21 protein-coding genes and 1 riboswitch are annotated in these 24,750 nt (G+C 56.3%); of the genes, 4 read left to right on the forward strand and 17 right to left on the reverse strand.

All coding sequences use genetic code 11. The features are described 5' to 3' along the window. Window positions 1–280: 280 nt before the first annotated feature. The 5 genes from C4520_12325 to C4520_12345 form a co-directional block, all read right to left on the reverse strand. The gene (locus tag C4520_12325) at window positions 281–3,712 is read right to left on the reverse strand and encodes an aminotransferase class V-fold PLP-dependent enzyme (GenBank protein ID RJP19741.1); all 3,432 of its coding nucleotides are present in this window, start codon (window positions 3,710–3,712) and stop codon (window positions 281–283) included. Further along, complete coding sequence (gene egtD / locus C4520_12330; GenBank protein RJP19742.1) at window positions 3,705–4,751, reverse strand: L-histidine N(alpha)-methyltransferase; 1,047 nt, start codon at window positions 4,749–4,751, stop codon at window positions 3,705–3,707. Before egtD ends, C4520_12325 begins: the two co-directional genes overlap by 8 nt. A 199-nt stretch (window positions 4,752–4,950) precedes the next feature. Beyond that, on the reverse strand, window positions 4,951–5,964 hold the full coding sequence (locus tag C4520_12335; protein ID RJP19743.1) for a nucleoside hydrolase: 1,014 nt from the start codon (window positions 5,962–5,964) through the stop codon (window positions 4,951–4,953). Between the two features lie 202 nt (window positions 5,965–6,166). Then, window positions 6,167–6,544 (reverse strand): pyridoxamine 5'-phosphate oxidase family protein, encoded by a 378-nt coding sequence (locus C4520_12340; protein RJP19744.1) that lies wholly within the window; start codon window positions 6,542–6,544, stop codon window positions 6,167–6,169. 48 nt (window positions 6,545–6,592) lie between these two features. Next, the gene (locus C4520_12345) at window positions 6,593–6,943 is read right to left on the reverse strand and encodes a hypothetical protein (GenBank protein RJP19745.1); all 351 of its coding nucleotides are present in this window, start codon (window positions 6,941–6,943) and stop codon (window positions 6,593–6,595) included. Between the two features lie 449 nt (window positions 6,944–7,392). Here C4520_12345 and C4520_12350 point away from each other — a divergent pair, with 449 nt between their 5' ends. Continuing rightward, window positions 7,393–8,112 (forward strand): OmpA family protein, encoded by a 720-nt coding sequence (locus C4520_12350; protein RJP19746.1) that lies wholly within the window; start codon window positions 7,393–7,395, stop codon window positions 8,110–8,112. Then, window positions 8,109–8,579 (forward strand): hypothetical protein, encoded by a 471-nt coding sequence (locus tag C4520_12355; GenBank protein ID RJP19747.1) that lies wholly within the window; start codon window positions 8,109–8,111, stop codon window positions 8,577–8,579. The genes C4520_12350 and C4520_12355 overlap by 4 nt, the downstream gene beginning before the upstream one ends. A gap of 2 nt (window positions 8,580–8,581) precedes the next feature. Here C4520_12355 and C4520_12360 read toward each other — a convergent pair whose 3' ends face one another. The 6 genes from C4520_12360 to C4520_12385 form a co-directional block, all read right to left on the reverse strand. Then, window positions 8,582–9,937, reverse strand: a complete 1,356-nt coding sequence (locus tag C4520_12360; GenBank protein RJP19748.1) for an MFS transporter — start codon at window positions 9,935–9,937, stop codon at window positions 8,582–8,584. Next, complete coding sequence (locus C4520_12365; protein ID RJP19749.1) at window positions 9,873–12,011, reverse strand: acylase; 2,139 nt, start codon at window positions 12,009–12,011, stop codon at window positions 9,873–9,875. Before C4520_12365 ends, C4520_12360 begins: the two co-directional genes overlap by 65 nt. Before the next feature lie 91 nt (window positions 12,012–12,102). Beyond that, window positions 12,103–13,779: a dihydroxy-acid dehydratase gene (gene ilvD / locus C4520_12370; protein RJP19750.1), complete on the reverse strand. Its 1,677-nt coding sequence runs from the start codon at window positions 13,777–13,779 to the stop codon at window positions 12,103–12,105. Window positions 13,780–13,892: 113 nt separating this feature from the next. Then, complete coding sequence (locus C4520_12375; protein RJP19751.1) at window positions 13,893–15,104, reverse strand: acyltransferase; 1,212 nt, start codon at window positions 15,102–15,104, stop codon at window positions 13,893–13,895. Between the two features lie 27 nt (window positions 15,105–15,131). After that, window positions 15,132–15,833: a TetR/AcrR family transcriptional regulator gene (locus tag C4520_12380; GenBank protein RJP19752.1), complete on the reverse strand. Its 702-nt coding sequence runs from the start codon at window positions 15,831–15,833 to the stop codon at window positions 15,132–15,134. A 162-nt stretch (window positions 15,834–15,995) separates the two neighbouring features. Continuing rightward, window positions 15,996–16,637: a hypothetical protein gene (locus C4520_12385; protein ID RJP19753.1), complete on the reverse strand. Its 642-nt coding sequence runs from the start codon at window positions 16,635–16,637 to the stop codon at window positions 15,996–15,998. Window positions 16,638–17,000: 363 nt separating this feature from the next. Here C4520_12385 and C4520_12390 point away from each other — a divergent pair, with 363 nt between their 5' ends. Together C4520_12390 and C4520_12395 are read left to right on the forward strand one after the other, a co-directional pair. Then, the gene (locus C4520_12390) at window positions 17,001–17,804 is read left to right on the forward strand and encodes an enoyl-CoA hydratase/isomerase family protein (protein ID RJP19754.1); all 804 of its coding nucleotides are present in this window, start codon (window positions 17,001–17,003) and stop codon (window positions 17,802–17,804) included. 61 nt (window positions 17,805–17,865) lie between these two features. After that, window positions 17,866–18,645 carry a PAS domain S-box protein gene (locus tag C4520_12395; protein RJP19755.1) on the forward strand — a complete coding sequence of 260 codons (780 nt, stop codon included), beginning with the start codon at window positions 17,866–17,868 and terminating at the stop codon, window positions 18,643–18,645. 39 nt (window positions 18,646–18,684) lie between these two features. Here the strand turns inward: C4520_12395 and C4520_12400 are convergent, their stop codons facing one another. The 6 genes from C4520_12400 to cobS form a co-directional block, all read right to left on the reverse strand. Continuing rightward, a complete protein-coding gene (locus C4520_12400) occupies window positions 18,685–19,677 on the reverse strand; it encodes a hypothetical protein (protein RJP19756.1) in 993 nt (330 codons plus the stop codon). A 1-nt stretch (window position 19,678) separates the two neighbouring features. Next, window positions 19,679–20,494: an energy transducer TonB gene (locus C4520_12405; protein RJP19757.1), complete on the reverse strand. Its 816-nt coding sequence runs from the start codon at window positions 20,492–20,494 to the stop codon at window positions 19,679–19,681. Continuing rightward, window positions 20,491–20,970 (reverse strand): biopolymer transporter ExbD, encoded by a 480-nt coding sequence (locus tag C4520_12410; GenBank protein RJP19758.1) that lies wholly within the window; start codon window positions 20,968–20,970, stop codon window positions 20,491–20,493. The genes C4520_12405 and C4520_12410 overlap by 4 nt, the downstream gene beginning before the upstream one ends. Continuing rightward, window positions 20,882–21,514, reverse strand: coding sequence for a MotA/TolQ/ExbB proton channel family protein (locus tag C4520_12415; protein ID RJP19759.1), 633 nt, complete (start codon window positions 21,512–21,514; stop codon window positions 20,882–20,884). Before C4520_12415 ends, C4520_12410 begins: the two co-directional genes overlap by 89 nt. A 229-nt stretch (window positions 21,515–21,743) precedes the next feature. Beyond that, complete coding sequence (locus C4520_12420) at window positions 21,744–23,759, reverse strand: TonB-dependent receptor (protein ID RJP19760.1); 2,016 nt, start codon at window positions 23,757–23,759, stop codon at window positions 21,744–21,746. 45 nt (window positions 23,760–23,804) lie between these two features. Then, window positions 23,805–23,938: riboswitch (cobalamin riboswitch) on the reverse strand. A 33-nt stretch (window positions 23,939–23,971) separates the two neighbouring features. Beyond that, window positions 23,972–24,715, reverse strand: coding sequence for an adenosylcobinamide-GDP ribazoletransferase (cobS, locus tag C4520_12425; GenBank protein RJP19761.1), 744 nt, complete (start codon window positions 24,713–24,715; stop codon window positions 23,972–23,974). Window positions 24,716–24,750: the final 35 nt, after the last annotated feature.

Raw genomic sequence — 24,750 nt, forward strand, 5'->3', positions numbered from 1 at the left:
GTCATTCTTCGGCAAGCTCCAAATATCTCAAAAATTAAATGATCAATGTAAAATCGTATGCATCAACAAAATCTCTGCTTTCGCAGGAATGACGGGTTAATCTGACTTGTCGATACCGTTCTGTCATCGGCGCCAACCCCATTTGTAGGACAGTTTCTTGGTCCCCCTTTTCCAAAGGGGGAAATTCAAGGGAGCGGCAGAATGCAGTCCGTACAAGAAGCAGTTGGCCTCGCCTTAAGTGAATGGCATAAGAGTTTAGCCACCGGACAAGTCCGCCGTCTTATCGGCAGGCGGCGAACCGGACGCTAGAGCGCGAGTCGCGGATGATCTGCCCAAGCACGTGCAGCATGTATTTCACATCTTCTTCATTATTACCGCTTCCGAGAGAAAGGCGCAGAGCGCAGTGGGCGTCCTCCACACTGAGCCCCATCGCCAGAAGCGTGAGCGACGGCTCGGGGTTTCCGGATTTGCAGGCCGAGCCGGACGAGCAATAGACGCCGCGGCGGCTGAGGAACATCACGAGGGACTCGCCGCGCATTGCCGGCAGCGTCACGTTCAGCGTGTTTGGCAGGCGCAGCGACGGATGCCCGTTCAGCTTCATATCGGGCACAAGCTCGCGAAGCCCTTTCTCGAGCGCATCCCTCAGCGCCTGCACCCGCTCCATATCCCGCTCATTCAGTTTTCGCTGCGCAAGCTCACACGCCTTTCCGAATCCCACAATTCCCGCAACGTTTTCGGTGCCCGCCCGCAGTTTCTGTTCCTGGCCCCCCCCATCAATCAAAGGAACCAGCGGAATGCCTTTCCTGACGTACAGCATTCCCATGCCTTTAGGCCCATGTATTTTATGGCTGGAAAGAGACAGCAGGTCCACTCCGAGCTTTTCGACATCCACCTCGATCTTGCCGGCCCCCTGTACGGCGTCGCAATGGAAAAGCGCGTCTCGCTCATGAGCGATCCGCGCGAGCTGCGCAATCGGCTGGATCGTGCCGACCTCGTTGTTGGCAAGCATGATGCTCACGAGGGTCGTCTGCGGGCGGATGGAGTCCTCTAACTGTCGCGGGTCCACCAGTCCGTCTTGGTCGACGTCGAGATACGTCACCTCGAATCCCATCGCCTCGAGCGAACGGCAGGAATTGAGCACGGCCGGATGTTCGATTTTCGTAGTGACAATATGATCCCCTTCTTCGCGCCGGGCGAACGCGACTCCTTTGACAGCGAGATTGTCAGCTTCGGAGCCGCCTCCGGTGAAGACAACGCGCCGGGCGGTACAGTTGATAAGCTGAGCGACCTTCCGGCGTGCGCCCTCCACCGCGTCGCGCGCCTCAACGCCGCGCTGATGGATGCTTGAAGGATTCCCGAATGACTCGCGCAGATACGGCATCATCGCTTCGACTACTTCCGGGTCCATTGGAGTGGTGGCATTATGGTCGAGATAGACATGGCGTAATTTAGGCGGTCTGTGCCGCTCTCGGCTTTTCGTTTTCGCGGGGACGGATTCCGTTATTCTATCGGCGGATTTGGCGACCCCGGCTTTCACGACCTCCGCCAGCAGCGACTTATACACCGGGAATCCCGAAATGGGATCGTAGCGCGTCAGATCGGTCAATTCGTTCACATTACATTCCTGCCAGCTTCTCGATCCGAGCGGGCCGCCGCCGCCCATGCAGGCGTCGATCGCGCCCGGCATGATGTCGTCGGTTACAATCGCCCTGAACTTCACTTGCCCGCGCTTGGTCGTTACGTTGACCCAGTCGCCATTCTCGATGCCTCGCTCGCTTGCATCAACGGCATTCATGGTCACAATCGGGTCGGGTGTCATTTCTCTGAGGCCGGACACGCCGTGGTGCTGGCTGCGGAAATCGGAGAACACGCGTGCGCCAGAGTTGAAGACAAGCGGATAGTCGGCTGCAAGCTGCGGATTTGCGAGGGGTCCCTCGCCCGGCTCGACATACACAGGGAGCGCATCGTATCCGTGCTCCGCCAGGATTGACGACGCAATTTCGAACTTTCCGCTCGGCGTGTTGAAGCCGGGTTTCCCGTCGGGCCGCAGCAGGCCTTTCATCCATTTCTTATACTGCATCATGACCGCCGGCAGGCGCACCTCTCCGCCGACCGCCTTCACCTCTTCGAGCGTATAGCCGCTCCCCTGCAGAACGTGCCGGAGCAATTCTTCCTCGGTTTGCGGGTAGAGGTGGCCGTAGCCGAGCCGCTTCGCCAGTTCCGCCAGTATCAGGAAATCGTTTCGCGCCTCGCCCACCGGCTCGACAATCCTTTCCCGGATTATAAAGAGCGGGCCGTAGACCATGTACGACATGATCTCGTACATGGTCGTTGCCGGCAGAACGATATCCGCGTAGGCGGCATCGGCGGTGAAATAGCGGTCAATGCACACGAGGAAATCGAGCGCGTTCAGCGTCTTGCGCCATAAATCCGGCTGCGGCCATGCGGTAATGATTGACGCGCCAAGAATGATCAGCGAACGAATTTTATATGGCCTGCCTTCCAGAACCGACTCCGGCAGGGCGATGGCGTGAGATTCGCCGCGGTACATGCTGTAGACGGGAAAGCGGTCTCGTCCAAGCGCTTTCCTCACGTCCGGGTTCGCGATGAGACCGCTCCTGTTAATGGGGAAAATGTTTTCTTTCATCCGGAAGACAAGGCCGCCCGGCACATCGAGCTGGCCTGCAAGGGCCCACAGCGTATGCACCGCGCGTATCGCCTGCACCCCGCTGTCGGAGTATTCGAGGCCGGTATACATGACCGGACACGCGCCGCGGGCGCGTGCGATTCTGCGCGAGAGAGAACGCACCTTTTCTGCGGGAACTTCGGTTATCTGCTCGACCGTTTCCGGTCGGAAATGCTGGACGTACTGCTTGAGCTCGTTGAACCCAAGGGTCCAGTTCTCCGCGAAATCCTCATCGTACAGTTCCTCTTCAACGAGGACGTTGATCATTCCGAGCGCCAGCGCGCCGTCGGTTCCCGGCCGAAGCGGAATCCATTCGGACTCGGCCTCCCTCGCTGTCTCGCTTCGGCGAGGATCGATCACCACAACTTCTGCTCCGCGCTCGCGCGCGCGAAGAATTTGAGCATGCGCCAGCGGAGGCGAGTCGGTCGCCGGATTGGCGCCCCACACCACGATCAACTCCGCCTGCTCGATCTCGGTATCCATGGTGATCAGCATCTCGCCCATGGTCACATGCGGCGCGATCATCGCGAAAGAGACATAACAGAGTGCGCCGACACCGAGCGTATTCGGCGATCCGAACGGGAACAACACGCTCGAAGCCGATGAGACGGCTACGCCTCTCGGCTGATACACATCGCACATCGACAACTCGAAGCTGCCACGACCGGTGTATATCGCCGTCGCCTCCGGCCCGTGTTCTCGCTTGATGTCATCCAGCTTCCCGGCTATTGCTTCCATCGCCTCGTTCCAGGTAATTCGCTCGAAATCATACGATCCTTTCGGACCTGTGCGCCGAAGTGGGTACTGGAGGCGATTCGGATCGTGAACGATTTGCGGAGAATGCTTGCCGATGGTGCAGATCATGCCGAGCGGATGGTCCGGCAGCGCTTTGACGCCGGACATGCGGCCGCCGTTCAGGCGAACGCGCACCCAGCAGCCGGCCGGGCAGATACCGCAGAGGCCGTCCTTGATCTGTTCCGCCGGTGAATCTTGCTGAGGAGCAAGTTGTGTCGAAATTTCAGTCATTCGCGACCTTTTCCAGAAGCAACAGCGCAAACCAGGAATTCTCATCGGAGAAGATACGTCTTGTTGCAAAGCCGCAGGAATACAAGCGCGGGACGAGCTCGTTCAGGTTGAATTTGCGACTGATTTCCACCTGGATACGTTCGCCGGCAGAGATGGGAATAGATTTGTTCAAAGGCTTTATCCGGACGCGCTGCTCCCGGTTGAACTGGGCGAAAATCTCGATTCGGCTCTTCGCGGATGAGAAGTACGCCACATGCTGCAGGTGGAGGACATCGATCCCCGTCTTTAATTCGCGGTTCATCCGCTCGAACAGGTTCAAGGTGAAGGCGGCGCTTACGCCGGCCCTGTCGTTGTAAGCGGCCTCAAGTATAGAGGTATCCTTCACGAGGTCTACGCCCAGAAGGAAGAAATCTCCCTCGGAAAGATGCCGGCCGATATTGCGCCAGAATAGCCGGTCCTGGTCCTCGTTCAAGTTGCCGATCGTGCTGCCAAGAAAAAGCACCATGACGGGCGACAATGCTTTCAGAAACGGAAAAGCGCATTCGTAGGTGCCCCGAATGCCTGCGACTTTGACGGCAGGATGCCAGGCGGTGATGGCGGCGCAGGCATGCTGAAGCGCCGAGCGGCTCACGTCCACAGGAACATACCGGACTGACCCATTCGATTTGACATAGGCGGAAAGGATATGGCGGGTCTTTATTGCACTGCCGCAGCCTAACTCAGCCAGAGTGACACAGCCGGTAGTTTCACAGATTTCACCCGCATATCTGTGCAGAATCGCGGTCTCTCTGCGGGTCGGATAATATTCCGGCTGGCGGCAAATCTGCTCGAAAAGAGCGCTGCCCCGGGCATCATAGAGGAAGCGGCATTCCATCCATTTGGGATTTTCACTCAGCGTTCTTGCGGCGGAGTGGGCAAAGTCCAGAACCGGGTTTGCCTCCTCTGCGGCGTCAATGATGGCGCTGTCGCCGCCGTTCAATGCGATAGCGACGCACGCGGGCAATTCGTTAATCTTTGATGGGTCAGCTTGAGATCGCATCTCCTCCGCACCGATTCCTTTAACAAACTTAACCAAGGAAGGGCGTCCGCGCAAACGCGCAAAACGCAGAATTGGGGAGAATGGTAGAAGTATTCCGACTTCTTTACAGTCATACAAATGGTGGGAGAATAACGATTTGAGCTGGATTGGGAGGAACTATTTCAGTTGGATTCTGAGGAGATGAAGATCATCCGCAATTTCACAGGTTATCAATAATTCGTTCAAGAAGAAATTGCTGGAAACGGTCCGGGTCGACCCATACGGCCACATGTGCGTTCGGCCGGCCAGCCTCTCCCCGAAAAAACGGCCGCAGATCGGTTACGCTCATGCCGGACGTCAGGGTTCCGTCCGTCTCGATATCGACATGCACGAATTTGGTGCCAACAGACGACCTGTCGATCGCGACCATGACCGCGAGCGCGTCATGCAGCGGGCAACCGTGATAGCCTTCCCGCTCGCGGTATACGTTCATCACGCGCTCGGTCGAATCCTGCAGGAAACGATTGAGGCGCGTCCTCTTCTTAGCGGCCTGGAGCAGCCGATGCCTGCTGAGGCGCGCGTTGCGGGTGACATCGAGCCCCACAAGGACAACAGGAATTCCCGACTGGATCACCTGTCTCGCGGCCTCGGGATCGCAATAGAAATTGAATTCGGCGGCGGGAGTTACATTTCCTGGAACCGAATATGCGCCGCCCATCGTAATGATTTCCCTGATATTGTGCGAGAGACGGGGATCGAGCTCGAGAGCGAGTGCGACGTTTGTCAGCGGCCCGAGGGTGATCAGTGTTATCTCGCCTGCGTACCTGGCCGCGACCTCGCATATCAGCTCGGGCGCGTACATTTTGCGGGGCTTTATATGCGGCGGCGGATATCTGTGTTTTCCACTCCTATCCTTCAGGAATGAAATCTCCCCCAATCCATCACGCCCGTGGATGGACTCGCTGGAAAACGGCGCTCTCTTAAGCGGCTTATCGGCGCCGGGAACAACGGGCGGACTATCCGGGAGTCCCAGGATCTCCACGATTCGCAGCGCGTTCTGTGTGCATCTCTTCAGGCTGACGTTGCCGTTGACAACGGTGATGGCTTCCACCCGCAGTTCGGGTGACCTCAGCGCCAGCACGAGCGCAAGCGCGTCGTCCACCCCCGGATCAGTATCAATGATTACCGGCTTTGGGTTTGTCATATGTAGTTTCCGCAGACCAAGTCCTGGCATTCACGAGTCGGTGAGACGATTCTACCACCTGTCAATTCGGGCGTCAAACGAAAGTGCGCCTGCAATCGCATCATCCGGCGTAGAGGAGAAGCCGCCGGCGTCCGAAAATGCGCGATCAAAGACGAAAATCCCGGCATGGGAATGCAAAAGGCGCCCCCATGGGGCGCCTTTTTCTCCCACGCGCTTTTCGTTGCGACGCTTCCTATCCCTCACCTGCTCCAATTAGCGGCAGAGTCTTGTCGATTCGAAAATAAACGAGAAATTCGTCTTCGTCTTTCAGTTCCTCGTAACTGCGCCTTCGAATGGCATCGATCTCTTTCGCATTCTTAACTTCCTTCGTCTTGGTGAGGAAGAACCTCTTGCCGACATAGTGGTCGCCGTCTTCCATGAACAGGTAGGCCGCACGAGGATTGGATTGCAGGTTCTGATGTGTCAGCCGGTCGGCCATGATGAACGCAATGGTGTCTCCGTCAAGAACATGAGGTCGCGCGTATACCGCCGCGTCGACCCGACCCTCTGAATCCGATGTCGCGAGAACGCCTCGCCCCTGCTTGCTTTCAAAATATTCTTTCAGATTCATTTCCTTTCCTCCCATTACAGGTGGAATCAGAAGCAACGGACTGCGCTGTCAGCCGCCCTGAACGTTGTCGAACGCCTGTTTCGGAACATCTGCGTGAATCGAACCGACTTCGTCCGCCTCCAGCGTCTCGGCATCTGCGGGAACCTTGATGAAGTAAAACTCATAGGCATCCCCATTGACAGCAACTCGCACGTCAGCCTCATGGTGCTCGGCATAATCCCTCGGGCATTTCCAGTTCTCCTGCGAACACACTTCCTGCGGAGCACCGGTGCCCCGAGCCTTGTCATACCATGAGAGCAGAGAAAAATGCCCGCCGAACTCGGAGACAGCGTTTCGAGCCTCTTTTTCCGCATCTTCCAGGCTGGTTATATCTTTGAGAACCAATTCTATGTTCTTCATGTTTTCATTCCCCATGTTTAACAGTGTTTTTCGACTAATTTCACCTAATTTGTCTTGTTGCATGAATCATACCAAACTCGATCCGCACACATACTAAAATGCAGAGCTTTCTAACCCTTTGTCAATTAAGCATTAAGCGAGAGACTCCAAGGGGCCGACGCAGGAGCGGTTTTGCTATCAAGCCGTCGCTGCTTCAAATAAGTACAAGTAACCGGGTTTCAATCTGATACTTTTCCTGGATTTGACCGGGACGGACCGGAATGAGCGAAAGATTTTGGTGCATGAATTTGAATTATGTGCGCAGTGGATAAGTCTAAGAAGTGACACACAATCGTTTTTCCGTAAGGCGGGAAAGAGGTTTAATTCGTGATGAAAATTACGCAGCTTTCTGATATAATTCTGTTCACTCTTGCTCTCCTGTGAGAGAGCTAACCAAAGGAATTGGCAGGTTGATCAACCCTGATGCCGGCAACGGTATATACCCGGACAGACTGGCCGGGACAACAACGGGATTTGGAAATGGAAAGGCGGGCATAAATATGGATATGAAGAAAGGTCTGATAATTCTGGCGGGCGTCTTTCTTTCGGCATCTTGTGCGGACATGCAGAACTGGCAAAAGGGGGCGGCCCTTGGAGGCGCCGTGGGCGCCGGCACGGGGGCGGTCATCGGGCATCAATCGGATCATGCCGGAGAAGGCGCGCTTATTGGCGGCGCGGTGGGCGCAGTTGCCGGCGGATTGATCGGGCGCCAATTGGATCAGCAACAAGCCGAGCTGAGCCAGATTGCCGAGGTCCAGCGGACGAGTGAAGATGAACTCGTCGTTATTATGCGCGAACAAATCCTGTTTGATGTCAACGAGTATTCCTTGAAACCGGGCGCCGAAGACAATCTCACGAAAATTTCAGACGTAGTGGTTCGCTATCCCGATTTCAACATAATCGTTGAAGGCCACACCGACAGCACGGGCACCGATCAGTATAATCAAACGCTTTCCGAAAGAAGGGCCGAGGCTGTCGCAAACGCTCTTATCGCCAGAGGCGTTGATCCGGCTCGCATCCAGACCATCGGATACGGCGAAATGCGGCCGGTCGCAACCAATGAAACGCCCGAAGGCCGCCAGCAGAACCGGCGTGTCGAACTTCACATAAAGCCAAAAGAAGGCATGTGATTCGAGGGCCGCAGGAGCGGCCGCCAAATCTTTCACGCGCACTTTTTATTGATGATCTTGACGCATTTTTCGATTTGACGGGAGGGGACTATTTTGATATCATAAAAAACGGGTGCAACGGGAGGAAAGTCATGAAGAAGAGTCAGCAGCCGGATGTCCTTATTTATGAGAAATTAAATCTGGTTCCCTCCTATGTCGATGTTGAAGTCGTCCTCGAAGATCTCGCATATATGGACGAGCATATCAAGACAACGATCCCGGCCGAAGAACGTTTACGCATCCTTGCCAGCGGACTATATCGGCGACGTTTCTTCGACTCGGGCGATGACTGTATGGAAATGGCGAGAACTTTCCTTCGCCTCAAGGCGCTGTACCGAATTGATTCGATTCGGAAGATGTACAGTTTCATCAACAACTACAAATTGTACGTCCTGGAAAAGCAGACTTTCGGAGAACAGCACCTGTAGCTTTATTCTGCGGCTTTGGCAGGTTGTATCCGTTCGATCCCGCTCAACGGCTGTCGTGCGCGCGTTATCGATAGCGCGAGGAAGGCGGCCCCTACCATCAAAAGCGTGAAGAAATAGAAGACCGGCCGGTACGTCTCGAACACGTCAAAGAAATATCCGGCGCCGACCGGACCCGCGGCCCCTCCGAGATTCGCCATGATATTGAGGACCCCAAAGATGGCGCCGAAGTTCTTCATTCCCAAGCCTTCCGCGGTCAACATCGGATTGATCACCAGTGGAGCGCCGCATGCGAACCCGTACAGCACGGCAAACGCGATCACGACAGCATAAAATTGAGCGAACGCCAGCAATACAATAGAGATTGAAAGCAGGAAACATGCAATGGCCATTGCGTATTTTGCGCCCCACCGATCGGCGATCGGGCCAAAGGCAAGTTTCCCCAGGATCATCACGCCCATCACGATGCTCCACGAAAGAGCGGCACTCGATGGCGAATATCCTTGATCCGTCAAATAGGCGACGCTGTGATTTCCCAACCCGCCGGTAACGAGGCCGATAAGGAGCATGATCGCGGCGATCTGCCAGAATATCTTTAGGGAAAAAGCCTCTTTGACTCCGACGCCCCAATTCTCGTCGTTACCCGTTGGGTCGGCTGAAGGATCGCGGTACGGCTCAAGCCCCACTTCCGACGGCCGCGTTCGTATCAGGAAGAGCACGACGGGAATCACAATCAACAAGATGGTTGCGCCGCTCCACACGAATGCAGTCCGCCAGCCGTAGTTGAGGATTATCCAGTTCGCAACCCAGGACATCAGCATGCCGCCCACGCTCGTGCCGACAAAGGCAAAGCCCATTGCCGTTCCGCGGCGCGAGACGAACCAATTGGAGATGATAAAGGAACAGGGAATAATCGTGGCGCACATCAGTCCGCCCCCGATCAGGGCGAAGATGATATAGAGTTGCCACAGGTGTTGAATGCGGCTGCCGGCCAAGAGCCCGACGCCGATGACTGCGGCGCCGAAAGCCATGATCGGCCTTGCGCCGAACCGGTCAATCATCTTTCCTGCGACCGGCGCCGAGAGCGTGGTGCCAATTGCCCCCATCAGTAACGCGAGCGCCAAATCGCCGCGGCTCCACTTCATGCTCTCGGCGATCGGTTTGAAGAAGATCGGGAACGTGTTGAGCACCATCCCCCAGAGCAGGAATAGAACGATGAAACACGCGCCGACGATATAGTATCCGTAATAGATTTTGGAAGCGGGAGCCGCTTTCATTGATTCGTCCCTTTCCCTGTCATTTTGTTGTTTCTTCTCCGGGCCGGTACTCGCGCTCGAGGTGCTTGCGGATTTCGGCCTCATCCATCCAGACCGGCTTCATTTCGCAGCGGGCGAAAAGAGGCGCCTGATCGGCGTAATGCGGCGAGTCTTTGTCGAGAGTCGCGCTGCCATACTGGTGGATGCTTCGGGAACTGATTTTTCCGTCGGCGTCCCACGTAACCAGCAGCACCAGCGAATCTCCGGCTACCGCAGTCATGCAGCCATCCTGGAAACTTCCGCCATTGACGGCATGAAGGACGTCCGGCCCGCCGCTCAGGCCGATGTCCAGCTCGCCCCGGCGCATGCGGTTGACGGTGCTCCACGGCACGTCGATCCGCCCGTATGTCCGCTTCAGCTCATGTGCAGCCTTGACGAACGTCTGCATCAGGTCGGGCGGCTCCTTGCCGTCATGCTTTGCCCGAAGGACCGGATACACCGACAGCACGCCGATCGCGGCGCCGGTGTTTTCCGCGTCGGTTTGCAGGTCCCATGCCCGCAACACCTGGAGCGCCTCATTGATTACAGGGTCATCGGACGGCGCCGACTCGAGTATTTGGCGGAGGCATTTGGCAAGCTCAGATTTTTCCGAGTACTGCAGGTCGAACTTGTACGCGTAGAATTCCTGCTCGGTGATCGAGTCGTCGCTCCCGAAGAGCTCGAGTGCGCGAAGGGCGCGGTTGGTCATGTGGGTTTCGAGGCCGAAGACAGGCGAATAATCCCTGAGGCGCGGGTTCTCCGGACCGATGGTTGTTTGAAAGGGGGTGCTGTTGCAGTTCTGGAAGAAGCCGGAGGACGGGTTCAGCATCTGGGGAAGCCGGTCAAAGGGCAAATACTCAGTCCACAGCGTTTCGGAAGTGTTGCCGGGCATATACTGTTTCCAATCATACCCTTCGACGCGCAGAGGGAGAAGCGCATTATAGAGGTAGTATATATTTCCCTCACGGTCGGCATATCCGAAATTGAACATGGGAATCGACATCATGCGCATGGCGTCGAGCCACTCCGAGAAAGTGCGCGCCTTGTTCATGCGGTACCACTGCTCCACCTGACGGATGTCGTCGATGCCGGCATACCGGATGGCATAGGTCCCATGCGGGCGCCGAACGACCGGCCCGTACTCCGACCACAAAAACTCCTGCTTGACGTTTATCAAGAAAGGCCCAATTTTCACCCGAATCGGTTCAATTCGCTTTTCGAGGTCCTTCCATTCCCCGTCCATCAAATACTGATATGGATTTTTTGGATTGATGTCGAGCACATAAATGTCGGCAAGGTCAGGCCAATTCACCGTCGATGCCCAACCCAGGTGGTGGTTGTGCCCGAGCAGAATGATAGGGCTGCCGGGGAAAATGCCGCCGGCCACGTCCCATCCTTCATTACTGTGAACGTGGGCTTCATACCAGGTCACCGGCCCTTCCCACGGCTGATGCGAATTTATCGCCAGATGTGTTTTGCCGTCGGTTGAGCGGGCGGGGCCGACTGCGAACGTGTTCGAGCCGAATTCGCAAGCGGGCAAGAAGGAAAATGGGCGCGCATGTGAGGCGATTTTGGCGGATATAGCGTGCTTTCGCTCAGTCCCATACAACTCGGCGAGGTCGCGATCGAGCCCGAAGAACAGCGGAACCTTATAGGCGAAGCCAGCCACGATATCCTTTCCCGACACCGGAAACATATCCGCCTTCACGACAGACGGGTGAAGGCTGACATAGTAATTGACGCCCTCCGCGTACGCTTCACAAAGAGCACGAGTCTCCGGGCTCAGATCGGTCTCGTACTTCTCGTTGACAGAATCCCAAATGCGCAACAGGCGCACCAGATAATCATTCGGGGCGGTTCTGCGCCCGTAGACCGACGCCAGTTCCCCGCGCGTCGCCAACAGTACGTCCTGCATGGTTTCAAAGTCGTCTTCCGCATGCGCATAGGCGAGGCCGAAGGCGACATCGGCATCTGTCGCCCCAAAGACGTGAGGCACGCCCCACGTGTCTCGCAGAATCTTCACGTCATACTTGTTTGGATCGACCGCAAGCTGTTTCGTTTTGCCCCCGCCCGTTGTCGAGCAGCCAAGGAGAAATAACAGGAAAAACCCATAGAATGCCCGAATCGCTGATCTTCGCATACGTCTCTCCTCCGAATGAATGAAAACATAGCTGAAGCGCTTGAGAGATTATATTATGTCAGCCGTATTTACGCCAGTGGCTAATGAAGATTTATTCGAGTATCGCTCCTCGCGCGGCGGAAGAGGCTGCCGCCGAATAGCGCCGCAGGTAGCCTTTCTTGATTCGAGCGGGCGGAGGCACCCATACTTCAAGCCGGGCCCGCAGTTCTGATTCGCTCAGTTCGACGTGAAGCATCCGCTTCTCGATATCGACCTGAATAATATCGCCGTCCCGCACTGCTGCGAGCGGTCCTCCCTCGGCCGCCTCGGGAGAGAGGTAGCCGATACAGGCGCCGCCGGTATATCCTGAGAACCTGCCGTCGGTGATCAAGTACACTTTGCCGAGGAACCCCGCGAATTTCAGCAGCGACCGAAACATCTGCATTTCGCGCATGCCGGGGCCGCCTTTGGGGCCTTCGTACCTGATGATCACAGCGTCGCCCGCCCGGATTTTCTGTTCCATGAGAGCCTGAGTCGCATCCTCTTCGCTATCGAATACCCGCGCCGGTCCGCTGAAGCGCCACTGCGATCGATCCACGGCCACCTGCTTGACAACTGCGCCGCCGGGCGCAAGATTCCCTTTCAGGAGGGCGATGCCGCCGTACGGACGCACGGGCGCATCAAGCGGGCGGATCACCTCTTCATCAAATATCTCGGCAGAAGCAAGATTATCCTTCACACTTTTGCCGGTAACCGTCACGACATCCGTTTCGAGCAAGCCCTGCAGCCGCTTCATCACTCCGGGAATTCCTCCGGCGCGCTCGAGGTCAGACAGGCAGTGGGGCCCGGACGGCTCGATATTGCACAGGTGCGGCGTTTCGCGCGACATGCGGTCAAACATCTCAAGCTCGATTTTGATCCCAAGCTCGTGGGCGATTGCGGGAATATGCAGCACCGTATTCAGTGAGCCTCCGATCGCCATGTTCACCTTCAAGGCGTTGTGGAAAGCGGCTTCGGCCATTATCGTCGAAGGAGTAAGTCCGGCCTCAAGCAGTCGCATCACCTGCACGCCCGCCTCGACCGCAAGGCGCTCCTTTTTGGCCGTGGTCGCATGGGCGGTCCCATCGCCCGGCAGCGACATGCCGAAGGCCTCGGTCAGACACGCCATCGTGTTTGCCGTGCCCATGCCGTAGCAGGCGCCAGCGCACGGGTAGATGCAGGCCGTTAACTCTTCGAGCTGCTCATCCGTCAGCTCGCCTCGCGTGTACCGCTCGCCGATTGCATCCATCGCGGCCTCTCCCCAGCGCAGGCGGAAGCGCGGCCAGTAGCCCGGAAACATGGGCCCGCCGGCAACCAGGATCGCAGGGATATCGAGCCGCGCCGCCGCCATGAGCAGCGCGGGTATGATTTTGTCGCACGAGCCGATGAGGACCATCGCGTCGTACAGGTGAGCCTGCACCGTCAACTCGATTGAGTCCGCAATGACCTCGCGGCTTGGCAGCACGTACCGCATGCCTCCGTGGCCGACCGTGAGGCCGTCGCAGATACTGATCGTGTTGAATTCCGCAGGCATTCCCCCGGCCATCAGCACGCCTTCCTTCACTTTCGCAGAAAGACGGTTCAGATGCGCATGGCCGGCATGAAGCTCGTTCCAGGTATTGACAACGGCCACGAGCGGGCGCTCGATTTGCTGTTTTGTCATTCCGAGCGAGTACAGAAGCGCCCTGTGTCCTCGAGCGGATGGGTCGGACCCGGCGAATATCTGACTGCGATTTTTCTGTTGACTCATGATGCCTTCCTCACTTTGATGATTCTGTTCATAGTTTGCCAGCGATGATTAACTGCAGCCCGGGATTTGCAAAAATAAAGAGTAATCACGTTGTCATTGAAGTCTTGCGGCCGTCATGGGTTTTCCGGCCTCGCTTTGTCAAAAGCCAAAATGTGAGCGCGCGAGCGTTTCGCCCGCATACCGAACAGAAACCTCACCACATTGATTCTTCTAACGAGCAGGTCGCATGCGAGCAACGTGACGACGAGCGAGAGCATCGTAATGATGAAATACCCGGACATCATGCCTGTTTGCCACCTGACGACGTAGTAGCCGACCATCACGATGACGGTTTGATGCAGGATATAGACAGGCAGAGCGGCCTCATTGGCATATGTGAGAATTCGGTTGGTAAATCCCAGGTATCGGCGACCAAAACTGAGAACGGCGACGACCCAAAGCCACGCGTCCAAACCGCGAAGGGCCATCAGACTCATGTAGTCCGGATTATAGCCGCGCGACGGCAGATGGCCCAGCGCAAGCCTGAGCGGGTATATGCTGAAAATCGCGGCGGCAAGCAACAGCGCAAGCTTTCCGTCTCGCTCGACCGCCTGCCAGAAGCGCTCATCCGAACATAACAGATATCCATAAATGAAGAACAGGATGAAGAACAGAAAATTGGACCAGTCGTTGTACAGGTTCTGCATCCCGGGCCAATTGGCTCTCAACAGAGCTTCTCCGGCCATGAGAGGGAGGCCAAACAGGAATATGCCGCCCCGCTTTTCCGCCACAGATGCCAGTTTTTCTACGAGCCCTCGCCCGTACGTTTTCTCAATGCTCCGGAAAAGGGGAAGCGCAACGAGAGAAAACGTGAACAGGTATGCGAGAAACCACAGATGCCCCCATTCCCAATTCCCGCTCGGGGCGATCCCGTTAAAGAATGTTGGAAAAAACTGGAGGTAAGAATCCTCGAAAACGTCCAGCGGCGGATGATTGTAAGTCTGCCCGCTCAGGCGCATGTAGTATACTTGCGGCGGAACAATAAAGCACGCCCCGAAGAGCAGTGGAATGAACAAGCGCTTGAAGCGCTCGCTCGCATATCCGCGCCCGCCCCGCGAGCGCAAGGCAAACCATGTTCCCACGCCGGAGAGAAAGAAGAAGAGCGGCATGTGCCAGAGATAGATGAAGTTGATAAAGACAGTGAAGCCCTCGGAGACCGCCGTGTTCTTCACATAAAAATCGTCGGTATCAAAAATCCTCGCGGTGTGAAAGAAGAACAACAGCAGCACGGCCAGGATCCGCAGCCAGTCGATATCATGTCGTCTTTGCGAATTGTGAGCGTCCATAAATCCCCCCCAAGATTTACAAAAAATTCAAGAGCCGACGCTTATCAGCCCTGAGGTAACAATTGAAACCAGGTCCGGCAGCGCCTCCTCCTTCGTGAAGATCTGATGCGGAGGAGCGGGCTGTTTAAAACCGAACCACGCCAGCGATTCAAGCAGAAACCGCGCCGTCGCCCGCACCGAATGCAGCGGTTTAAACACGCCCTGCCGCATCCTTATTCGAAGATATTCCTCGATCTGGCGCAACACCTGTCCGCGCGCATACTTGTCGTACACCTCCGCAAGCTCGGGAAATTCAAAAAAAGATTTCTCCAGGATGATGATTTGAACCCGATTCCTCTCGTTGATTTCCCACATCTCCAGCAGGATTTCTGAAAGCTCTTGCTCGACGTTGCCTGAAGGCTTTCGCGCGAGATAATGAGCCAGTCTGTGCAGCTTCGTATCCTCCTTCAGCCTCTTCTTCAGCATGTGAAGGAACTCGGGCTCGCTCTTCGAGTGTGAGGCGCCAGGCGGCGGAAAAGTCTGGGTTCTGCCGTTTTCGAAATTCTCGAGAACGTACTGGAACAGATGGATTTTGCTCTTGAAATAATAATAAAGAGTCGCCTTCGAGACGCCCGCCTCATGAGCGATCTCGTCCATCTGCGTGAGCCGGTACCCTTTCCGGCTGAAAACGGAAACGGCGGCCGCAGCGATATCGGGGATTCGGTTTTCCGGCATGATTCGGGGCGACATTTTTCTCTCCTCGACTTTAAATAACTGACTCAGTTAGTTAGTTATTATATCCGCTGAATCGAAGGCTGTCAAGCGGGGGAAAAGAAAAAGGTGGGAGGCGGCGGATAATGAGATGAAAAAAAGGCGCCGCCTGCGGAGGCGGCGCCTGTATTTTGTTATGTGCTACTTATCTTCCTCGGTGGCGTCGCCGGTCTGGGCCGGTGCCTGTTCCGCGGCCTCGCTGGGGCTTTCCGAAACGGCTGCGGCTGGCGGAGAATAAACCGCTTGCTGGCGTCTGATGGCGGCAAGGCGCTCTTCTTCTTCGCGCTCCAGCCGGCGCCTGCGCACGATAAAGAAAATGATTAGACCTGCGGCAAGGATGACGATAATGACAAAAACTGTAGTGGCTCCGGCGGCCGTCGAAGTCGCCTCCGGCTGTTCGGCGTCTGTAGCGTAAAGCTGGTTAAGGACACCGGCGGATGTTTTAATAGCCGAAATATTTTGATCGAGCACGCCGGTTTGATCTCTGAGGGTCTGGGCCTGTTCCTGGAGGGTAATAGCCCGCTTCTGCAGTTCGTCGGCCTGCGCAAATAGAAGTTCGGCCGCCTGTTGCAGGCTCTGAGCCTCGCGGGCAAGCGCCTCGGCCGAGCTTGCAAGGGCCGCGGGTTCGTTCTGCAGTTCAGTCGATCCCTGGACGATCCGCTTCACCGCATTCTGGGTGGTCAGTTCCTTCTGTTCTCCAATTGATCCTTCCTGGGCGCACGCCGATATCCCTAAAAGGAATATCAGGATCGGCGCGATGAACAGCGCATGTCTCTTCAGCATTTTCTTATTTCCTCTCCTTCAAAATAACTTCATTTATTTATCCTGGCCAGGATAACAGAAAACATATAAAACGTGCGACATCGGGCACGTATAGTGGCAATTTTTGGTCACAGAAGCCGCTAAAAACTTTATCAAAATCCGCGAGAATTGTCAATGAATCGGTGCGTTTTTCACATCTTCCTTTGGCCATTTTGATTTCCCTCGCTCCCTCTGTTACAATTCATGCGCCCCACCGCCGAATGTGCGGAGAGCATGATTTCATCTGGCAATGTCACATCTCGGTACCGGGCGCGGTTACCGTCTTTGGGGCCGGTTACCGCTCGTGATGGTTCGTTCGTAACGACGAGAACAAGGAGACGCTCGATGAAAACGCTTCAATTCGAAAAGGATGCCCACATCGGTATACTCACCTTGAACCGGCCGCACCGGCTGAATGCGCTCTCGCACACGCTCGTAAGGGAACTGCATCAGCTTTTCAATCAACTCGACGAAGATCTCGATACCCGCATCCTTATAGTGACGGGGGCCGGGCGCGCCTTCTGCGCCGGCGCGGACTTGAAGGGCGGCGAGGGAGAGGGCGCGTGGGATGAGAAGCTCGGCCCGATACAGTCGCAGTATCGCCTCCAGGAAGGTTACGCGAACCTGGTGATCAGGATGCGGCAGATACCACAGCCGATCATTGCCGCGGTCAACGGAGCGGCGTCGGGCGGAGGTTTGTGCCTGGCGCTTGCGGCGGATGTACGATATGCCTCCGAATCAGCGCGCTTTAACTGCGCCTTTGTCAAGCTCGGGCTGTCGGGCTGCGAGATGGGATCGTCCTATTTTCTGCCGCGAATCGTCGGCGCCTCGAACGCGGCCGAGCTCATGTACACGGGCCGGCTGATCGATGCCCGCACGGCGCTCGAGATCGGCCTCGTATCGAAAGTGGTTGCGGATGGCCAGGTGGTCGGCGCTGCGAAGGAGCTTGCAAACGAGATGCTCGCGAACGCTCCGCTCGCGTTAAGAATGACGAAAGAGGTATACAATTTCGGCCTCTGCGCGCCCAGCCTCGAGAATCAGATTCACATGGAGAATCGGACTCAGACCATCAACTTTTTCACGAACGACTTTCGCGAGGGCGCCTTCTCCTTCCTCGAAAAGCGCCCTGCGAAATATGGGGATCAGTAGAAGATTGTATGGTATAATAAATTCAGCAGGTTCTGACACGATATGGCCTTGAGCCGAGATAATGAACAACGAGAGAAAGCGAGCCACAAGGGTGAAGCCTCATTTGAAAACGAAGCGGCGTCCTTCAAGAAGGAATGAAGCCGGCCCGAATGCGGCTCAGGAGCGTCGAGTTCAGGACCAATTGAATTTCCTGTCCAATATTCTCGAGTTTCTTCCCTACCCGTTCTACGTGATCGATGTTCAAGATTACACGATCAAACTGGCGAATTCGGCGGCCGGTTCGATAGATGCGCCCGAGCACACAACCTGTCATGCGCTGACCCACCGCAAAGACGCGCCGTGCGCGGATACATGCCTTTGCCCGCTCGAAGAAGTGAAAAGGACGAGGAAATCCGTCGTCGTGGAGCACACTCATTATGATAGGAATGGCAGCGCCCGGCATGTCGAAGTTCACGGGCATCCGATCTTTGATGCAGCCGGAAACGTCATCCAGATGATTGAATACAGCGTCGATGTGACGGAGCGAAAGCGGGCGGAGGACGAGCGCCTGCAAAAAGAAAAGCTACAGGGAGTTCTGGAACTGGCAGGGGCTGCATGTCACGAATTAAACCAGCCGATCCAAGTGCTTTTCGCCTACATCCACAGCTTCCTCAAACGGATCTCAGAAGGGCATCCCGAATACGAGGACATGCAGAAGTTCAAGCGAGAGGTCCAGAAGATAGCGGAAATCACGCACAAGCTGAAGAACATCACTCGCTATGAGAGTCAGCATTACTATAAAGACACGAAGATCATTGATATCGATAAGGCTTCTCAACCAAAAGACTGCGAACCTGCCTGATTCCTTGCCTGCTGCCGAGGGCTCCGCTCAAGCACGTATTCAGAAAGATTGAGCGCTTATCTCTTCTATCAAGGTGCGGTAGTAAACGAAGTTTTCAAACGGGATGTGGGCCCGCGCGCGATTGTCAATGGTGGGAATATATCCGCCGCCTTTCATTAGCGGCGGCGCCTTTTCAAAGATCTCCTGTCTGATGGTTTCCTTGTCGCGGGTCAAAACGTTCGAGTCGATGCCGCCAATGAGCGCCAATTTCCTGCCATACCGCTTCCTGATCTTGCGGTAATCCATATTTGAAGGCACCGTTTCGGTCAGCCACAAGCCATTGATGCCGGCTTTGACCATATCCGGCAGCAAGACCTCGATGTTGCCAAACGATCTCAGGATGATGATATCGACGCGGTGTTCCTTGAGGAGCGAGACGATGCGCTTGTATCGCGGGATGACGAACTCTCGGAACATTGCGGGCGAGATGACCGGGCCGTTACTGCCGGCGATCGGCTCGGTAAAATATGCAAAATCGACATCGACCTGCTCGAGCGCCGGCTCGATTCCCTTCATCAGGTAATCGGCTGCGGCGTCCATGATCCGGTGTGCCAGCGGCGGGTTATCGCACAGAAGCAGGCACGCGCGGGTGAGTGAAAGGGAGTCTATCACGCCGAGAAACTGGAGGATGCCCGACTCCCATGCACCGAGGCCGACCGGATAATCGCGCCGCCGATATTTTTCGACCAGTTTCTTCCAGTTGCGCGGATACGCTTTTTTGCGGGCGCCATCGAGGAAGGCGCGGAACCGATCGAGGTCGCTTTCGCTCTCGATCGGATAGTCGAACCGGCTGTTCATCTCGCGGTAGGACAATTTCAGAGGTATCACCTCTCGATGGTCGAGATGAAAATATTCCTCGATGTCCACGCCGCGCGGCAAGCCTTCTTTTCGCCAACGTTCTACCGTATCTTCCCTGATGTATTGCTCGAAGTAGGGAACGCGGTCGGCTTTCTCGAATTTCAGAGTTTTGAGGAATCGTTCCCGGTCATTCATTTCAGTCCCTCAAGCTGAATTCGATCGGAACCCTGACCCAGGCGGTAACCGGACGCGTTCCTCGCCGGGCAGGCGCAAACCTCCAAAGCTGTATTGCCCTGACTGCCTCACGGTCAAGCAGATCGTACCCGCTGGATTTTTCCACTTCTATTCTACCCACTTTCCCCGACGAAAGCACCTCGACGCGCAATATGGCGGTCCCCTCTTGTCCGGCCGATCGCGCCGAGCGCGGATAATGGGGCTTGGGGTTGTACGCGTATGAGGGCATTGCATCGAATAAGCCTTGCTCCGGAACTGTAGATCCTTGGCCGTCACGGAATGCGCCCGCCGTATCATTGCCCTCATGCTCGAACGGAAAGGAGGCAATTGCGGCAGAGCCCGCATTTTCTTCGGGCGATTCGATCGCAGGCGCGAATGCTTCCGGCTGCTGCGGAGCTTCCAATTCCTCCTGCGGAGACTCCTGTTCCGGAGGCTTCACTTCCACCACTTCCTGCTTGAGCGGCATGACATCGGGAACGGGCATCTTCACGGGAACGGGTTTTTGCATGGGAGCCGACCTGGTTTTTTCCTGAGGCGGTTTCTTGAGCGGCGCCGGCGGTGTCTTTGCGTGTATGACAGGCTGGTATTTCTTCTTTTCAGCCGGCGTCGGCGCGGTGTCAGAAACGGGAAGCCTTGCGGGCGCGGCTACAAGAGCGACCTGCACCGCGGGAATGAGATTTGCCGGCAGCGGTTGAGCCGCCGGCAGCTTGCAGAACAGCAGAGCGAAATGGATCAACCCGGCGAGGATCAGCGAAGCAACGAGCGAATTATCCCTCATTTTTCCTCGGTGTCTTCGGGCCCGGTTTGAATGGCGACATTGGTCACGGACAGTTTCCGCAAGATATCGAGCACATGGACGACCAGCCCATGACGCGCATTTTTGTCGCCGTTGATGAGCACCCGCAGTGACGGATTGAGTGAACGCGCCTGCGAGATTTTTTCCGCCAGAAGCTGCAGGTCGACCCTATCCTTTTCGAAGTATATTTCGCCCGCTTCGGTGATCGAGACGGCGACGAATTCTTTTTTTTCGGCGGGCGCATCAGAGGAAGGCGGAAGTGTGACGGCGATTCCGCGCGGCTGAGTCAGCGTCATCATCGAGTAAACAAAGAACACGAGGAGGAGAAACATGCAATCGATGAGCGGAACGATCTCGATCCGCGCCTTTTTAGCGGGCATCTTGTGGCTGAGATTCATTCTGCGCCTTGTTCTTCTCGTGCACGATCTCGAGGCTGGTGCTATAGGTCTCGATTTCATGCAGCGCCCCCTCGAGTTGTGAGTTGAAGTAATTGAAGAACGCAAGTGAGGGGATCGCTATCATGAGGCCGGTGGCGGTAGTGATGAGCGCTTCAGCGATTCCGCCGGACACGGCGACGGGATTCTGTGCGCCTGAGACTCCCATTGCCTCGAAAGAACGGATGATACCGGTCACAGTTCCGAGGATGCCGAGAAGCGGCGAGACCGTGACCATGGTATCGAGCACGTTCATGTACCGCTTCATTCGCTTGATCTCGACGGCGGCGGCCATCTCGAGGGCGCTCTTGAGCGAAAAGCTGCGATGCACGATCCCGCAAATGAGAATGCGGGCGACGTAGTCGCTTGAGCGGCCGCCGATACGCGCCGCCTCGATGTAATCGTCCTGTTCCGCGAGTTCAAGGATTTTATCCACCAGGGACTGATTGCGGCTGTGGCGCTCGCGAGTCCAGAAGATGATGCGCTCAATGACGACGGTAAGCGCCGCCAGCGAGCATGCGAGCAGCAGGTACATGACCGGCCCGCCCTTGTGGAAGAGTGTCAGCATAGACCCTTCAGGAGAAAGACTCCAGTTCTGTTTGTTGATGCGGCTAACGCGGGATTTCCGCGGACCCCTCTGCCTTGAGGGAGATGGAGACAGTTAGTGTAAACGTATCGGAAGAGCACTCGGCGCGCCATTATTGCTCTATTATATCAAAAACCCGTCAGCGGGACCGTCATAGTTACGTCGGCGCGTTCGGCATTATCTCCGCTGCATCGACGCTTTTGGGTTTTGTTCAGAATAACAATTTCAATCCCGCATGCGCTGATACGCCCGCGGTGCCGTAATTGCTCACCTCGTGATAATCCCTGTCGAAGAGATTCTCGATGCGTCCGAAAACCCTGACGTTCTCGCTGATGTCGTAGGAGGCCGCCAAATTCACCAAGGTATATCCCCCCAAATCTTCATTGCCGACATCGAGCCTGTCGCCGACATAGATGATGCCGAGGTTGACGATTCCTTTTTCCAGGAATCGATATGTTGTGTCCAGCCCGGCCTTGTTCTCCGGCCTGCGAAGAAGGTCTTCTCCGGTGCTCTTGTCCTCGGTTTCGGTGCGCGTGTAGTTGGCGCGGACCAGCAGTTTCTCGCATGGCTGAACCGCTGCGAACACTTCAACGCCCTCGGCTTCAGCCTCATCGATATTAACGTAGCCGGACCCGAAAAGGAAATCGATGAGGTCGTCAAACTCGTTCCGGAAATATGTCGCCCCGAACGTGATTCGCCCGTCCAGCACCTCCTGCTCGAAACCGGCGTCCCATCCCTCGCTTGTTTCCGGGTCCAGATTGGGATTGCCAACCGGTCCGAAGAAGGGGTCGGCGGCGCCAAAAAGCTGGTAAAGCGTGGGCGCCTTGAAGCCGGTTCCGTATGTCGCCTTGAGCTTGGTTCCAAACTCCGGAATGAGGTAAGCCGAGGCTATACGATAGGTGACTTCCGATCCGAACTCCTCGTGGTCATCGAGGCGAATCCCCAGCGTTGTGAAGAAGCGGTCCCACAGCTTGATCTGATCCTGAAGGAAATAGCCGGTGGTCCGGACCGATTTCTCGTCGAAAACATCTTCCATGATAAAGCCCCCGGAATCAAAAAAGGTATGAAACTTAAGCGATTCCTCCTCGGTCTCCACCCCCACGGTCAGGGTGTTCGTGTCATGGAGAGCGAGGTTGTGCTGCCAATCGAATTTCAGGAGATCTCCGTCATACGAGGAGCGCGAACGGTCCACCGGATGTGCGGAATCAAAATCATCCCGCAGCCTTCTTCTATAGTCGGTAAAGGAGACCCCCAGGGTCTGCTCCCAAAAGCTGTCGAAGAAAAATGTCCTCGCTTGCGCCCTCAAGAAAAGCGCCTCCGTATCTTCGGTGGAATTCGGATCGTCCGCAAAGCGAAAGGTGACGGGATCAAATCCGTCAAGCTCGACCTCGGTGTCATAATAGCGCAGGATGAAGTCAAGACCCAGAATATTGGCGGGCGTCCATCCCACCCTCGTTGAAACCGACGTGTTCTCATACGCGTCCTCTTCACCATTCCCGTCGTCCTCGTCCGCGGCCGAAATGCCGTCGGTGTCGAGACGCGAGATTCCGAGCGAATAGTTCACCAGATCAGTTCCCCCGCTGACGCCGGCTGTCTCGTGGAACGTCTCGTATGAGCCGTATTCGCCCGATACATAGAAGCGGGGCTTTCCGCTCCCCTTCTTCGTGATGATGTTGATCACGCCGCCGATGGCATCCGAACCATAGAGCGTGCTCTGGGGGCCGCGGAGCACCTCGATGCGCTCGATGTTTTCGGTGGTCAGATCGGCAAAATTGAAAGCGCGAACCGGCGAACTGGGATCATTCATTTCGATGCCGTCTATCAGTACGAGCGTATGATCGGATTTCGCTCCCCTGATAAAGGCCGATGCTTGCCCGCCGGGCCCTCCCGTCTGCACGATGTCCAGCCCCGGCTCGCCACGCAGAACATCGAGCACCACGATCTTTTGCTCGCGCACGATCTCCTCTTCGGAAATTACAGTTATGGAGGCCGCGACCTCTCGGATCGGGGTCTCCATGCGGGTGGCGGTTACCACCACGGGCTCGAGGGTCTCCGGTTCCTGCCGCGAAGGCAACTCTGCCTGGTCTTCGGAGGGCTCCACCGGCTCCGTCTCGCTGATGGTGGTCCATTGACTTTCGCCGGAGGATTTGTCTGCCGGCTCGGCGAAAAGTGACGAACTCGTGAATACGATTGTTGCAAGGAACAGAAACGTGATGACTGCGCGCATGCCTGTACTCCTTTCCCCGGAAAGGGTGACCCCCTGCGAGCGGTAAGGTTTCCTGACTTACGGCGTCGCCTACTCTCCGCGCCTTCCCATTCCGATGTTCTTTATACGAACAGTGGCCTTATGCGGATTTTGTGCCGATTACAGTTGCCGGGCAGAAGCGGAATCTCACCGCTTTCCCTACATCCGCTCGCGCTTCGTTGAACAGCCTTCTCCTATCCACTACCGAAACCGATGCCTGCCGCAATTACAAGAGAAACCGTCTCGACTACCTCACACGTGGCCCCGAGCGTGTCGCCGGTTATCCCGCCGATCTTGCGCAACATGAGGAGTGAAAGCGGCGCAAGCGCCACCAAGGAGGCCAAGCCGACTAAAACACCGTTCATTCCCCATGCCAGCCAACCGATGATCAGCAGCGCGGCGCCCGACCAGATCATCTGGCGAGTCGCTCGCGCCGGGCGCACTGCAGCGGCCAACCCCTCGTTCCGCGCAAGCGGCATGTATCCCATGAGGACGGCCATTCCACACCGGCCGGCTACAGGCATCAGCAACAGCGCCTGTGTTCGCGTTTGGGGCGCTAATGAAGAGGCGGCGGCGATTTTGAGTGCAAGGACGCATGCCACCGCAATCACCCCCATCGCTCCGGTGCGGCTGTCGCGCATGATGCGCAAAATTTCCTCGCGCGGGCGCGAGCTGCCGAAGCCGTCCGCGGTGTCGGCCAAGCCGTCAAGATGCAGACCGCCGGTAATAAACACGAGCAGAACGATGACGCTCGCACCCGTGACGAACGGCGGAAACACAACCGAAAGAGCCGCCCCGGCTGTTGCGAGAACGAGTCCCGCCAGAATACCGACAAGCGGGAAAAACTCCAGCCGGACGTTCAACCGCTCATCCGCCTGGACGCGGCGCAGCGGAATCGTTGTCAGGAACTGGAGCGTGTCGAGCAGTGATTTCATCATCGTTGCACGAGAAGAACAGATGTCACGGTTGAGAA

Source organism: Candidatus Abyssobacteria bacterium SURF_5, from assembly GCA_003598085.1.
Taxonomy (GTDB): domain Bacteria; phylum Abyssobacteria; class SURF-5; order SURF-5; family SURF-5; genus SURF-5.

Excerpts from the sequence above, each read along its gene's own strand:
- C4520_12325 (RJP19741.1), bottom strand. The coding sequence starts at position 3,712 with ATGACTGAAATTTCGACACAACTTGCTCCTCAGCAAGATTCACCGGCG.
- egtD (RJP19742.1), bottom strand. The coding sequence starts at position 4,751 with ATGCGATCTCAAGCTGACCCATCAAAGATTAACGAATTGCCCGCGTGC.
- C4520_12335 (RJP19743.1), bottom strand. The coding sequence starts at position 5,964 with ATGCCAGGACTTGGTCTGCGGAAACTACATATGACAAACCCAAAGCCG.
- C4520_12340 (RJP19744.1), bottom strand. The coding sequence starts at position 6,544 with ATGAATCTGAAAGAATATTTTGAAAGCAAGCAGGGGCGAGGCGTTCTC.
- C4520_12345 (RJP19745.1), bottom strand. The coding sequence starts at position 6,943 with ATGAAGAACATAGAATTGGTTCTCAAAGATATAACCAGCCTGGAAGAT.
- C4520_12360 (RJP19748.1), bottom strand. The coding sequence starts at position 9,937 with ATGAGGCCGAAATCCGCAAGCACCTCGAGCGCGAGTACCGGCCCGGAG.
- C4520_12365 (RJP19749.1), bottom strand. The coding sequence starts at position 12,011 with ATGCGAAGATCAGCGATTCGGGCATTCTATGGGTTTTTCCTGTTATTT.
- ilvD (RJP19750.1), bottom strand. The coding sequence starts at position 13,779 with ATGAGTCAACAGAAAAATCGCAGTCAGATATTCGCCGGGTCCGACCCA.
- C4520_12375 (RJP19751.1), bottom strand. The coding sequence starts at position 15,104 with ATGGACGCTCACAATTCGCAAAGACGACATGATATCGACTGGCTGCGG.
- C4520_12380 (RJP19752.1), bottom strand. The coding sequence starts at position 15,833 with ATGTCGCCCCGAATCATGCCGGAAAACCGAATCCCCGATATCGCTGCG.
- C4520_12385 (RJP19753.1), bottom strand. The coding sequence starts at position 16,637 with ATGCTGAAGAGACATGCGCTGTTCATCGCGCCGATCCTGATATTCCTT.
- C4520_12390 (RJP19754.1), top strand. The coding sequence starts at position 17,001 with ATGAAAACGCTTCAATTCGAAAAGGATGCCCACATCGGTATACTCACC.
- C4520_12395 (RJP19755.1), top strand. The coding sequence starts at position 17,866 with ATGAACAACGAGAGAAAGCGAGCCACAAGGGTGAAGCCTCATTTGAAA.
- C4520_12400 (RJP19756.1), bottom strand. The coding sequence starts at position 19,677 with ATGAATGACCGGGAACGATTCCTCAAAACTCTGAAATTCGAGAAAGCC.
- C4520_12405 (RJP19757.1), bottom strand. The coding sequence starts at position 20,494 with ATGAGGGATAATTCGCTCGTTGCTTCGCTGATCCTCGCCGGGTTGATC.
- C4520_12410 (RJP19758.1), bottom strand. The coding sequence starts at position 20,970 with ATGAAATCGAGACCTATAGCACCAGCCTCGAGATCGTGCACGAGAAGA.
- C4520_12415 (RJP19759.1), bottom strand. The coding sequence starts at position 21,514 with ATGCTGACACTCTTCCACAAGGGCGGGCCGGTCATGTACCTGCTGCTC.
- C4520_12420 (RJP19760.1), bottom strand. The coding sequence starts at position 23,759 with ATGCGCGCAGTCATCACGTTTCTGTTCCTTGCAACAATCGTATTCACG.
- cobS (RJP19761.1), bottom strand. The coding sequence starts at position 24,715 with ATGATGAAATCACTGCTCGACACGCTCCAGTTCCTGACAACGATTCCG.